The organism is Dietzia sp. DQ11-44 (assembly GCF_014145205.1).
Lineage (GTDB): Bacteria > Actinomycetota > Actinomycetes > Mycobacteriales > Mycobacteriaceae > Dietzia > Dietzia natronolimnaea.
On the sequence record NZ_JAALEC010000204.1, the window covers coordinates 1 to 395 of the forward strand.

The following is a 395-nucleotide window of genomic DNA, read 5'->3' on the forward strand; positions in this document are numbered from 1 at the left end:
TTCGGGGCGCGCGGTGGTGGTCGGCGCCAGCCATGCCGGCGCGCAGTCGGCCACCCGCCTCCGCCGGGAGGGTTGGTCCGGTGACATCGTGGGCCGGTGACGAGCCGATGCTGCCCTACAAGCGACCTCCTTCTCGAAGACCTGGCCCACTAGTGACCGAAACCGCACCCGCTACTACCTCAGGCAGGGCGAGCTGGTCGCCGCTGGCTGCGTCAACCGCCCAAGGGACTTCATGACCACCAACCGCATGCTCGGCCAAGGGGCCGCCGTCGACACGACCCCCCCTGCCGCCGGAGGTGGCGGTGTGACCAAGCAGACTGACCACTGCTCGTGGTCATCATCAAACGCCTGCCCCCCGAGGTGAACAACGATGGTTTGGAGGTCGACGGCAGGGC

1 protein-coding gene is annotated in these 395 nt (G+C 68.6%); it reads left to right on the forward strand.

The genetic code is table 11. The annotated features are described in order from the left end of the window. Positions 1-193: 193 nt before the first annotated feature. Complete coding sequence (locus G6018_RS06215; protein ID WP_241732007.1) at positions 194-364, forward strand: hypothetical protein; 171 nt, start codon at positions 194-196, stop codon at positions 362-364. Positions 365-395 lie beyond the last annotated feature (31 nt).